This is a genomic window from Collinsella aerofaciens (assembly GCF_018785245.1).
Lineage (GTDB): Bacteria > Actinomycetota > Coriobacteriia > Coriobacteriales > Coriobacteriaceae > Collinsella > Collinsella aerofaciens_AD.
Map to the genome: position 1 here is coordinate 117098 of NZ_WQPL01000007.1, position 11354 is coordinate 128451.

The following is an 11354-nucleotide window of genomic DNA, read 5'->3' on the forward strand; positions in this document are numbered from 1 at the left end:
CTCCTTAATTGGACTCGCCCACCAGGGCGCGGCAGAAATCTTTGGCATTGAACTCCTGCAGGTCATCGACCTGCTCGCCCACGCCCACGCGCAGAATCGGGAGCTTGAGTTTCTCGGCCACGGCCATGGCAATACCGCCCTTAGCCGTGCCGTCGAGCTTAGTCATGATAATACCGTCCAGGCCCAGTGTCTCGTTAAACTCGAGCGCCTGGTTCAGACCGTTCTGGCCGGTGGCGGCATCGATCACGAGCACGACTGAGACGGGCATGGGGCCGGCGGCCATATTGGCGGCGCGCTTACGCGTCACGTTAACCACCTTGTCAAGCTCCCGCATGAGCTCGGGGCTCGTGTGCAGACGACCGGCAGTGTCGATAAGCACCAGGTCGCTGCCGCGCTTGTCGGCCTCGTCGAGCACGTCGTAGCAAACACTTGCCGGGTCGGAGCCGCGGTCGCGCTTGATGACGGGGACGCCAGCGCGCTGGCCCCACACATCGAGCTGCTCGATAGCGGCAGCGCGGAACGTATCGGCAGAGCCGATCACGACGTTCTTGCCGCGGGCGGCCATGGCGCTCGCGATCTTACCGACCGTCGTGGTCTTGCCAGCGCCGTTAATGCCCACAAACAGCACGCAGCTCGGCGTATCGGAGAACGGATCGCGCTCGATGGGCACAAAGTGCTGCTCAAGCTGCTCGGCCAGGGCACGGCGAAGCTGCGGAGCGGTCTTGAGGTTCTTCTTGGCCGCGGCATCGCGCAGGTCATCGGATACCTTGATCGCGACCTCGGCACCCATGTCACCCATAACGAGGGTGTCCTCTAGGTCCTCCCAAAAATCCTCGTCGACCTCGCCGCCAAAGTAAAAGACCTCGTTGAGGGCCTCGCGGCTGCGCTCAAGTCCGCGCGAGAGAGCATCGAAGAATCCCATTATGCATTCACGACCTTTCCGGTTTCGCGATCGAGTTTTTGCGAGACGACGCGACTGACGCCGTCGGCTTGCATCGAGACGCCGTAGAGGACGTCAGCGTCCTCCATAGTACGGCGCTGATGCGAGATAACCAAGAGCTGCGTATCGGAACGCAACACGTCGAGCGCGCCGATGAGCTTGGACAGGTTGGCGTCATCGAGCGCCGCCTCGACCTCGTCCAGCACATAGAACGGCACCGTGCGCGTGCGGTACACGGCAAAGAGCAAGGCGAGCGCCGTCAAGCTCTTCTCGCCGCCCGACATGAGCATCATCTTGGTGATGCGCTTGCCACGCGGCTGCGCCACGACCTCGATGCCCGTCTCGGCCGGATGCTCAGGGTCGGTCATCTCCAGATGCGCCTGGCCACCCGGGAACAGCATGGCGAAGATCTCGCGGAAGTTCGCATCGACCTTCTCAAACGTCACCAGGAATGCCTTGCGCATCTTGCGATCAATGGCCACCGTGATCTTGGTGAGCGCCTTGCGCGCGCTCTCCAAATCGGCCAGCTGCTCCTCGATGTAATCGGCGCGGCGCTTGAGCTGCTCGTACTCCTCCATGGCAACTTGGTTAACGGGACCAAGGTTGTTGATCTGGCGCACAAGCTGGTTGAGTTCGCGCTCGGCGGCATCGCGGTCCGTGGGCGCCGGAAGCATGAGCGCTTCCTCGAGTACCGTGGTGCCATCGGCGGTAATGGCCTTAATGGCGGCCTCTACCTGCACCTCGAGCTTGCCACGCGCGACCTTGAACTCGTTTTGCGCGGCGGAGGCGGTATCGACTCGCTCCTTAGCGCGGGCAACCTCTGCCTTGGCATCCTCGATGGTCTTCTTGAGCGAAGCGGAGTCCGCCTCCTCCAGAGAGGCCTGGTCACGCAGGCGCGCTGCCCAATCCGACGCGCGTTCCAACAGGGCAGAATAGCGTTCGTGCATGGGGTCGACGCGCAGGCGCAGCAGCTCGAGCGAGCGCGAAGCCTGGCGTGTTCCGCGGATACGACGGTCGATGCCCTCAAGACGATGCTCAAGGTCGGGCACGCGGCCCTTCAGCGAACGCAGGCGTTCGCTCGTCTGGGCTAGGCGAACCTTGGCATCGGCGAGCTTACCGGCTGCCTCGGAGTCGTCACGGCGCACGCGATCGAGCTCGTCGTTGGCTTCGGCAATCTGAAGAACCAGGTCGCCTGCCTGCGCACGGGCCTCGTCGCGCGAACGGGTGAGCTCGTCAACGCGCGGGCGCGCAGCGCGAACGGCCTCGGCGGCCTGCTCGCGGCGCTTGGAGATGCGCACGCGCTCGACCTCGGCATTGTTGGCGCTTTGCTCCAAGCGGCCGATCTCGGAGAGCAGCGAGCGGCGCTCGCCTTCAAGACGGGCGATCTCGCCGGCGGCATCGCCCTCAGCGGCACGCGCCTCTTCGACGGCCGCATTCGCCTCGACGACCTGATCCGACACATGCTCAAACACGGCAGCCAGATCGGGCTCAAGCCCCTCCAGCTCGCGAATGCGACGCTTACGCTCCAGAGCACCCGAGGCCTCGCCAGCATCGAGGCCCACGCGCACCAGGCCGCCACAGCTCACGCGGGCGCCATCGGGAGTCACATAGGTCACACCGTCAACGACCGGCGCCAACAGCGCGGCAGCCAAGTCATCGACCACGTAATAGCCGCCGAGCAGCGCCTCGACGACGGGTCCGTAGCCTGCGCGCACGGACAGACGATCAACCAGGCGGATACCGGCAGCGCCCTCAGCGGCGGTAGAGTCGCTCACGTCGCGCGCCACCAGCAGTGCTTCGCCCGAGGCCTTCTTTTGGTCCAGAGCCGCACGACCGGCACGCTCAAGCGCGGACGTATCGTCGAACAGAAGCGCATCGATATCGCCGGCGAGCAATTGCTCAACCAGGCCCTCAAGCTCGCGCGGGGCTTCGAGCACATCGCCCAGGCGACCCGTTACGTCATCGCCCAGCGCACCCACCAGACGGCTCACGAGCGGCGAGCTGTCGGCCATGCGCGCATCAAGCTTCTTTTGGCTGGCAAGCTCCGAGCGCACCTCGGATAACTTGTTGCGCGCCTCGCTCTCACGATTACGCAAGTCCTTCAGGGCCGCACGGGCGACCTCGGTGGCCTCACGCGCATCGACCTGAGCCTGGCGCGCCTCCTCAAGAGCGCCCTCAAGCTCCTCGGCGCGGTCGCGACGGCTCTCGAGCGAGGCCGTGACCTCCTCGAGCTGTTCATCGATCTGCTCCAGGCGCGAGGCATACATGTTGTCCTCGACCTCGGCATTGCTCAAGGAATCCTTCACCTTAGCGAGCTCGAGCGCGGCGTTATCGGCCACACGCTGCACATCGCGCTGCTCACGCGTGAGCTGCGAAATCTGATTGTCGAGCGCAACGCGACGCTCGTGGAGCTCAGCGGCAGCAGGACCAGCGGCGTCAACGTCCTCCTGAGCCTGCATGTGCGCACCGGTCACTTCCTCAAGCTGCGCACGCGCGTCCTCGAGCTCCTCGACCACGCGACGTCGCTGATGCTCGGAGCTCGAAATCTGCCCGCGCATGTCAGACAGGCGCGACACCATGTTGTGGCCCTTTTCCTCGAGCAGGCGCATGTCGGAGTTAATGCGGCCGACCACATCTTGCATATGACGGCGCTGCTCGCCCAGGTCGCCCACAAACAGGCCCTTTTCCTCGAGCATAACCTGAAGCTTCTCGAGCTCGCGCTCCTTTTCGCCCAAGCGGTACTGCGCAAGCTCCAGCTCGGCGGCACCTTCCTTGGAACGGCTCTCCAAGTCATTCCACTGCGACTGCAGCGAACGCAGCTCGTCGACGGCTAGCATCTGCGTAAGCTCGTTCGCGCGCGAGGACAGCTCTTTGTACTTGCGCGCGCGATCGACCTGACGCTCCAGCGGTCGCAGCTGACGGGCGATTTCCTTATTGATGTCGCGAGCACGCGTCAGATGCTCGTCCATCGACTTAATCTTTTTGAGCGCACGCTCCTTGCGGCGCTTGTGCTTGGAGATGCCGGCGGCCTCCTCGATGAGGGCGCGACGCTCCTCGGGGCGGCTCTGCAAAATGGCGTCGAGCTTGCCCTGGCTGATGATGGAATGCGTATCCTTGCCCAGGCCCGAATCGTGCAGGATGTCCTGAATGTCCATCAGGCGGCACGGACTCGAGTTGATGAGGTACTCGCTTTCGCCCGAGCGATACATGCGACGGGTGATGGCGACCTCGTCAAAATCGACGGGCAGCATATGGTCCGAGTTATCGAGCACCAGCGTGACCTCGGCGACACCCACCGGCTTGCGCGCTGACGAGCCCGAGAAGATGACATCCTCCATGGCCTGGCCGCGCAGCTGCTTGGCGCTCTGCTCGCCCAGGACCCACAGAATCGAGTCAGAGATGTTCGATTTTCCCGAGCCGTTGGGACCGACGATGACGGTCAGGCCCGGCTCAAACGTCATATGGGCGCGGTCGGCAAACGACTTGAACCCTTTGAGCGTGAGGGACTTGAGATACACGGTTCCTCGCTTACACGTGCTTCTTGTTCAGAATCACGCCGTTGGTGGTGTAACCCATGCGATCGAGCGCTTCGAGCGCGGCGGCTCCCTCGGCTTCCTTCTTTGAGGAGCCGGAGCCGCGACCCTGACGAATACCATCGATCAAAACCACGGCGGTAAAGGTGGGCGCATGCGCCGGGCCCTCGGAGCCAACGAGCTTATACGCCGGGGGCTCGTGACCGTCGGCTTGCACGCACTCCTGCAAAAACGACTTGGGGTTCGCGGGATGCTCGGCGCGCTCGGAAGCCAAATGCGGCTTAAGCGTACGATGGATAAACTCCGCCGCAACGTCCCAGCCGGCATCCAGGTACAGTGCGCCCACGAGCGACTCGTAGACGTTCTCGAGCGCCGAATGCAGGCCGCGCGCACCGGTACCGGTCTCGGAGGCACCAAAGATGATGATGTCGTCGATGCCCAGCTCGTGAGAAACCTCGGACAGCGTAGCGCCCGAGACAAGCGACACCTTCAGGCGCGTGAGCTTGCCCTCGTCAAACTCAGGATAGGACTCAAACAGGGAGCGTGCGACCACAGCACCCAAAATGGAATCGCCCAAGAACTCAAGGCGCTCATAGCTGGCAGAAACCGGCTGGCCCTCGACTGCCGAGGGATGCGTAAGGGCCGCGCGCAGCAGCACCTTATTATTGAACTCGTGGCCCAGGATTTCCTGGGCACGCGTAAGTCGTTCGGATAAAGCCAAGACCTAGGCCTCCCTGGCGTTTTCGATCGCGTCGACGGCGTCGGCGACAGAGTTGAGCGAGAGCAGAGTCTCGTCATCGATCTCGAGGTTGAACTCGTCCTCGATAGCCGTAACCAGCTGCAGGCGCTCGAGCGAGTTGGCATCGAGGTCGTCAAAGGTGGTCTCATCGCTAATTTCGGCAACATCGACGCCCAGAACGTCAGCAGCGACCTCGGCGATCTTGTCGAAGATTTCGGAGCGGTCCATAGCGCTTCCTCTCATAGTGCATGAATACCAAAAGAATGGTACCGCCCGGGCGGTACCAAGACACGGTTCTGATTCTACCCCACGACGTGCGCCCCAAGACGCATAACGCCGCTGTTATAAAACGATACCGTCCATAGAGTTGGCGACATTCTCGACCAGCCCCGCGCGCACGGCTTCGGCCGCCGCGAGCGTACCGTTTTTGACAGCCTCGACCGAGGTGGCGCCATGGCCGATCAGGACCACGCCGCGCAGGCCCAAAAGAATCGCGCCGCCCTTGGCGTCGCCCGAAAGCTTGGCCTTAATCTCGCGCATCTGCTTTTTGATAAGCAGCGCGGCAATCTTGGTGCCGAGCGAAGACATAAAGACACCCTTGAGCTCCTGCAGCAAAAACTTGGCAGCACCCTCGGTGGCCTTGAGCGCAATATTGCCCGACATGCCATCGGCAACGACGACATCGAAGTTACCTGAGGTGATGTCCGTTCCCTCGCAGTTACCAACAAAGCCGGGAACGGCGGCCTTCATAGCAGGGAAACAGGCCTTGGTAAAGTTGGAACCCTTCTCGTCCTCGGTGCCGTTGGCAAGCAGGCCCACGCGAGGATGCTCAATGCCCAGGACGACGCGGGCATAGGCGCTGCCCATCTGCGCAAAGCGCACCATATCGTCAACCTCGACATCGGGGTTGGCACCCATGTCGCACAGCACCGTCAGACCGCCGGCGCGATTGGGCAGTGCATTGGTCAGACAGGGGCGCACCGGCTGCTTTTTGCCTTCGGCCTGATACCTAAACGGCGTCACGTAGGCGGTCGCAGCAGCGGTCATGGCACCGGTCGAGCCGGCGGAGAAAAACGCATCCGCGTTGCCCTTCTTGATGGCGCGGCAAGAAAGAACGATCGACGACTTACGCTTGGTCATCACGGCGCGAATGGGATCGTCATCCATGGCGATAACGTCGGGCGCCTCAAGGGCCTCAACACGTGCATGGGAAGCTGCAAAGGGATTGACGATTTCGGCGGGGCCAGCTGCCAAGACCTCGATATCGGGATCGGAGGCAAGTGCAGCCTCGATACCATCGAGAACAACCTGAGGTTTCTCGTCTCCGCCCACAACGTCTACACAAACGCGAACGTTACTCATATACATGCTCCTTATACAAAAATGGCCGACTCATTGAGCCGGCCATTGTGGTTCCATTTGGAACGGCATCGCATCCAGAGTATACCGTTACTCGGTAACGATAACCTCGCGGTCCTTGTAGAAACCGCAGCTGGGGCACACGTGGTGCGGAAGCTTGACAGCACCGCAACGGGGGCACGTGGACTGAGCCGCAGCCGAGATCTTCATGTTGGCGGAACGACGGGTGTGAGTGCGGATACGACCCTGCTTTTGTTTAGGTACGGGCATAGTGACCTTCCTTATGAACTATCCAGTGTGGCGATTACGCGCAAGTAGCGATACTACCACAGTTTTACTCATCAAGCTTGAGATTCTTCAATGCTGCAAATGGATTTTCCGTGGCAGCGGCCCATTCTGCCTCTGCCTGGGCGGCGCAATCGCATTGCTCGATGTTGAGATTGCAACCGCAAGTGGGGCACAGACCGCGACAATCGGGCTTGCAAAGCACCACAAACGGTGTGTCCATAACGACCGCGTCATTGATGGGCTCGCCCAGATCGACGATGCGGTCCTCACCCAGGAGCTCGTAGCCGTCCTCGTAGGCCTCGGGATCCTCGGGCTCCTCAAAGAGGTAGAACTCCTCGATCTCGCCAGCGATATCAAACGAGGCGGGCTCCAGGCAACGATCGCACTCGCCGGTGGCGTGCGCGCGGACCATGCCCGTGAGCAAGACACCGGTACCGGCATTGGTAAAGACAACGTCGTAGTCGATGCCGTCCTGTAGCTGGTACTCCTTCTCGCCCACCGTGTAGGTGGCGACATCGACCTTACCGGTCAGCGGATACGAATCTCCAGGAAACTCGAGCTGCTCGGAAAGATCGACGGTAACGCTCGGGAACTCAGCCATTACCACTGACCATTCTGTTGGGCGGCACCCTCGTTGAGCTGCTGACGGCAACGGGTAACGGTGCCGGTCAGGCTCTTGAGGTTCTCCTCCAGGTGCGTAAAGACCTGCTCTGCGTAGTCCTCGGCAGCATAACGCGTCTCGCGCTCGTACTGCTGGGCACGATCGCGGATGTCGTCGGCTTGCTGTTGCGCAAGGCGGACGATCTCCTGCTCACCGGCAATGGTGAGGGCCTGCTGCTGAGCGTCAGCGATGATGGAATCGGCCTGAGCGGCGGCGGAAGCCATAAGCTCCTCGCGCTCCTTAAGGATACGGCGGGACTTCTGCCACTCCTCGGGATAGCTCATGCGGATCTCGTCGAGGATGTTGAAGAACACGTCGGCGTCGATGACCTTGAACTGAGCGTTCTTGCCGAAAGGCGGCTTGGCTTCCTCGATCAGCCCTTCGAGCTCATCGACCAAGCTGACGATCCTATCGCCAGGAAAATTCTCGCCCGGCATCCGGTCTCCTTTCATAGGTAACATATCATCGTGCTAGTTTACCACATGCCACCAGGCAATAAGAAACGTCACGAAAAGCGATGTTTGAGCGCTTCGACCACGTTGGGCGGGACAAACGTCGATACATCGCTGCCGAGCGAGGCGATCTGGCGTACCACCGAGCTCGAGATATAGCCGTACTGCGGCGCACTCATGACAAAGATGGACTCCAGCTCGCTATCCAGGCGATAGTTAAGGTCGGCCTGCTGCAGCTCATACTCAAAGTCGGTCATGGCGCGCAGGCCCTTGACCACGGCACCCGCCCCCTGCTCACGAGCGAAGTCGACCAAGAGGCCGGTAAAGGGCAGGACCTCGACGCCGTCGATATCACCGAGCGCCTCGCGGGCCAGCGCCACGCGCTCATCGAGCATAAACGTGGTGCCTACACCGTTTTTACCTTGCGACTCGGCAACAGCGACGATCACGCTGGGAAAGATGCGGCGGGCACGGCGGATCACATCGATATGGCCAAACGTGATGGGATCGAAGGTGCCCGGGACGATCACGCGGTTGATGGTGTCATTCATGGGCGTCCTCCTGAAACGTCGTGGCATCGTTGTTGTCGGCATCTGCGCCGGCGTTGTCGCCTTCACCATCGTTATCGTCGACCCAGCGAAGCAGGTCGACCGAGGTAATGCCGTAGCGCTTCTCACGTACAGTCTCAAAGCCTGCCGGATGCGCGCCCGCATCGGCGGCGGCATGCTCAAACAGGACGTAAGCGCCAGACGCAAGTAAACCCTGCTGAGCCAGGTCCTGCAGCAGTTCCTCGACCGGCTCGGCACCAAAAGCATAGGGCGGGTCGAGCAGGACCAGATCAAAGGGGCCGCCCGGTACACGACCGCGCGAGGCACTCGCCAGCATGTCGCCCGTGACCACGCGCCAACGCGCACGGTCACGGCAGAGCGACTCGATATTCTTGGTAATGAGCCGCGCGGCGTTGCGATCGATCTCAAACGTCGTGAGCGAGCGGGCCCCACGAGAGAGCATCTCTAACCCTAAGGCACCGGAGCCGCCAAAGGCGTCCAGCACACGGACCTCGTCCAGATCGAAGTCGAATGCCGACATGACCATAGATGCGCATGCCTCGCGCACGCGATCGGTCGTGGGGCGGGTAACATCGCGACCACGGGGCTCCTCGATCTTACGACCGCGCCATTCGCCGCCGATGATTCTCATCCTCCGCTGACCTCCTTAAATATGTGTCGATATCGCATGGCGACCGCATCGCGCAGAGGGCGCGTCGCCACAGAGTCAAGGTTGCAAGCATACCGCAAGAGCTCGACCGCGTCCAAATGGGCCCACTCGATCAGCTCCTCGTCGGCATCCAGGTCGACAAAGCGCAGGGTCACACCGCCATGCTGACGGTACCCCAGGATTTCGCCCTCGTGGCGCAGACGCAGGTCCATCTGGGCGAGCGTAAAGCCATCCGAGGTTTTTTCGAGCGATTGCAGACGATCTTGCGCCGCCGATGCGCCGCCGTTGCCCTTGGAGTGCGTCATGACCAGGCACGTGCCCGACACGCCGCCACGGCCCACGCGGCCTCGCAGCTGGTGCAGGGCAGCCAAACCAAAGCGCTCGCCGTTTTCGATGACCATGACGGTGGCGTTGGGCACGTCAACGCCCACCTCGACCACCGTAGTCGAGACGAGCACGTCAATCTCGCCACGCTTGAAGGCGTCGATCACGCGGTCCTTCTCCCCCGCTGGCATACGGCCGTGAAGGCGCTCGATGGCAAGACCCGGCAACGCCAGACGCAGGCGATCGAGCTCGGTCGCCGTATCGTGCAGCGGCACGGGGACCGTCACGCGGCCCTCGTCGTCGCGGGCGATACCGGGCACGTCTTCCAGCTCATCGGCCGAGTCACTCGGCTCCACGAGCGGGCAAATCACGTAGGCCTGCTGCCCCTTCTCATGCGCCTCGCGAATGGCGCCATAGGCGAGGTCACGGCTCGACTCGGTGAGCACGCGTGTCGTCACGCCAGCACCAGGGACGGGCCGATGGCGGATGATACTCGTGTCCAGATCGCCGTAGACCGAAAGCGCCAGCGTACGCGGGATGGGCGTTGCCGTCATAACGAGCAGATCGGCACCGGGGCCCTTCGCGCGCAGGGCGTTGCGCTGGCCTACGCCAAAGCGGTGTTGCTCGTCGATGACAACAAGCGACAGATGCTTGAACGTAACGTCATCCGAAAGGACCGCATGGGTGCCAAAGAGGACATCGAGCTCGCCGGACTGCAGCTGCTCATGGATCCGCTCGCGCTCGGCCGCCGGAGTGGCACCCGTCAGCAGCGCCCACGTTATACCGGCCTGAGAGAGCAAGGGGCCGGTCTTATCAGCATATTGGCGCGCCAGCACGCCCGTGGGCGCCATAACGCAGGCCTGCGTGCCGCTATCGGCAGCCACAGCCAGCGCGCAGGCGGCAACGGCGGTCTTACCGGTACCGACATCGCCCAGCAGCAGACGGTTCATCACGCGCCCGCCATCGCACATGTCATGCAGGATGTCTTGGAATGCGGCCTCCTGCTCGTCGCTCAGCGAAAACGGAAGGGCCTGTTTAAGCGCGCCCAGATGCTCGCCCGCGGTGTGGGCATAGGGCACCACATCGACCAGGCCGCCGTCGTTGCGCAGACGCAGCGCCAGCTGCAGGTAGAGGCACTCCTCGTAGGCAAGACGCCGGCGTGCGATGTCGCGCTCAGCCATGCTCGAGGGAAAGTGGATCGAACGCAACGCGCGGGCATTGCTCATGAGCTTCCGCTTTGCGCGCAGCGGCGCGGGAATCGGATCAAAGGGATTACCGACGACCTCGAGCGCGCCGCTTACGATGCGGCGCATCCACGCCTGGCTCACGCCATCACTCACGTAATGGACCGGCAGGATAGTGCCCGCGGCACGCCCTTCCTCGAGCTTTTCAAAGTGCGGTGAGGCCATCTGCTTAAAACCGTAGGCAAACTCGACTTTGCCCATAACGGCCAGGCGGTCGCCCTGTCTAAGCTGCTGGGCAATCCAGGGCTGGCGGAAAAAGGCGACCTGCAGCACGCCCGTCTCGTCCACAAGCGAGACCTCGGTCACCTGCATGCGCGGACGCGGCTGCTTTTGGACGATGCGGTCGACCGTGGCGATGATGGTGCACACGGTACCGATGGGCGCCATCTCGATGGACCACGAACGGGTAAAGTCGAGGTATCGATGAGGGATATGGAGAAGGAGGTCCCCCACCGTCCGAATTCCCAGACGGCGAAGGGCCTCCTCACGTTTACCCGAAACATATTTGAGTCGCGCGATATCCTCGTCAAGCGCATTGCTCTGGGCAAAGCGCTCCGAGACGCGCGGCACGGAGCACAGCTCGGACATGGGCAGAT

11 protein-coding genes are annotated in these 11354 nt (G+C 62.2%); all 11 read right to left on the bottom strand.

Annotation, left to right across the window (positions count from 1 at the left end):
* Nucleotides 1-4: 4 nt before the first annotated feature.
* Complete coding sequence (gene ftsY, locus GPK39_RS01980) at nucleotides 5-922, bottom strand: signal recognition particle-docking protein FtsY (RefSeq protein WP_215673573.1); 918 nt, start codon at nucleotides 920-922, stop codon at nucleotides 5-7.
* Nucleotides 922-4458 carry a chromosome segregation protein SMC gene (gene smc, locus GPK39_RS01985; RefSeq protein WP_215673574.1) on the bottom strand — a complete coding sequence of 1179 codons (3537 nt, stop codon included), beginning with the start codon at nucleotides 4456-4458 and terminating at the stop codon, nucleotides 922-924. Before smc ends, ftsY begins: the two co-directional genes overlap by 1 nt.
* A gap of 10 nt (nucleotides 4459-4468) precedes the next feature.
* Nucleotides 4469-5194 (bottom strand): ribonuclease III, encoded by a 726-nt coding sequence (gene rnc, locus GPK39_RS01990; RefSeq protein WP_055286400.1) that lies wholly within the window; start codon nucleotides 5192-5194, stop codon nucleotides 4469-4471.
* A gap of 3 nt (nucleotides 5195-5197) precedes the next feature.
* A complete protein-coding gene (locus GPK39_RS01995) occupies nucleotides 5198-5440 on the bottom strand; it encodes an acyl carrier protein (RefSeq protein WP_055309519.1) in 243 nt (80 codons plus the stop codon).
* A 114-nt stretch (nucleotides 5441-5554) separates the two neighbouring features.
* Nucleotides 5555-6574 carry a phosphate acyltransferase PlsX gene (gene plsX / locus GPK39_RS02000; RefSeq protein WP_215673575.1) on the bottom strand — a complete coding sequence of 340 codons (1020 nt, stop codon included), beginning with the start codon at nucleotides 6572-6574 and terminating at the stop codon, nucleotides 5555-5557.
* Between the two features lie 87 nt (nucleotides 6575-6661).
* Nucleotides 6662-6841: a 50S ribosomal protein L32 gene (rpmF, locus tag GPK39_RS02005; RefSeq protein WP_022094017.1), complete on the bottom strand. Its 180-nt coding sequence runs from the start codon at nucleotides 6839-6841 to the stop codon at nucleotides 6662-6664.
* 64 nt (nucleotides 6842-6905) lie between these two features.
* Nucleotides 6906-7460 carry a YceD family protein gene (locus GPK39_RS02010; protein WP_215673576.1) on the bottom strand — a complete coding sequence of 185 codons (555 nt, stop codon included), beginning with the start codon at nucleotides 7458-7460 and terminating at the stop codon, nucleotides 6906-6908.
* Nucleotides 7460-7957, bottom strand: a complete 498-nt coding sequence (locus GPK39_RS02015) for an ATP synthase subunit B family protein (RefSeq protein ID WP_040358176.1) — start codon at nucleotides 7955-7957, stop codon at nucleotides 7460-7462. The genes GPK39_RS02010 and GPK39_RS02015 overlap by 1 nt, the downstream gene beginning before the upstream one ends.
* 68 nt (nucleotides 7958-8025) lie before the next feature.
* The gene (gene coaD, locus GPK39_RS02020; RefSeq protein WP_117769594.1) at nucleotides 8026-8523 is read right to left on the bottom strand and encodes a pantetheine-phosphate adenylyltransferase; all 498 of its coding nucleotides are present in this window, start codon (nucleotides 8521-8523) and stop codon (nucleotides 8026-8028) included.
* Nucleotides 8516-9172 carry a 16S rRNA (guanine(966)-N(2))-methyltransferase RsmD gene (gene rsmD, locus GPK39_RS02025; RefSeq protein ID WP_215673577.1) on the bottom strand — a complete coding sequence of 219 codons (657 nt, stop codon included), beginning with the start codon at nucleotides 9170-9172 and terminating at the stop codon, nucleotides 8516-8518. The genes coaD and rsmD overlap by 8 nt, the downstream gene beginning before the upstream one ends.
* Entirely contained in the window at nucleotides 9169-11346 is a 2178-nt protein-coding gene (gene recG, locus GPK39_RS02030; protein WP_215673578.1) for an ATP-dependent DNA helicase RecG, read from the bottom strand. Before recG ends, rsmD begins: the two co-directional genes overlap by 4 nt.
* Nucleotides 11347-11354: the final 8 nt, after the last annotated feature.

Coding starts and splice junctions, on each gene's coding strand:
- rsmD (WP_215673577.1), bottom strand. CDS start 9,172: ATGAGAATCATCGGCGGCGAATGGCGCGGTCGTAAGATCGAGGAGCCC.
- GPK39_RS01995 (WP_055309519.1), bottom strand. CDS start 5,440: ATGGACCGCTCCGAAATCTTCGACAAGATCGCCGAGGTCGCTGCTGAC.
- coaD (WP_117769594.1), bottom strand. CDS start 8,523: ATGAATGACACCATCAACCGCGTGATCGTCCCGGGCACCTTCGATCCC.
- plsX (WP_215673575.1), bottom strand. CDS start 6,574: ATGAGTAACGTTCGCGTTTGTGTAGACGTTGTGGGCGGAGACGAGAAA.
- rpmF (WP_022094017.1), bottom strand. CDS start 6,841: ATGCCCGTACCTAAACAAAAGCAGGGTCGTATCCGCACTCACACCCGT.
- recG (WP_215673578.1), bottom strand. CDS start 11,346: ATGTCCGAGCTGTGCTCCGTGCCGCGCGTCTCGGAGCGCTTTGCCCAG.
- GPK39_RS02010 (WP_215673576.1), bottom strand. CDS start 7,460: ATGGCTGAGTTCCCGAGCGTTACCGTCGATCTTTCCGAGCAGCTCGAG.
- ftsY (WP_215673573.1), bottom strand. CDS start 922: ATGGGATTCTTCGATGCTCTCTCGCGCGGACTTGAGCGCAGCCGCGAG.
- GPK39_RS02015 (WP_040358176.1), bottom strand. CDS start 7,957: ATGCCGGGCGAGAATTTTCCTGGCGATAGGATCGTCAGCTTGGTCGAT.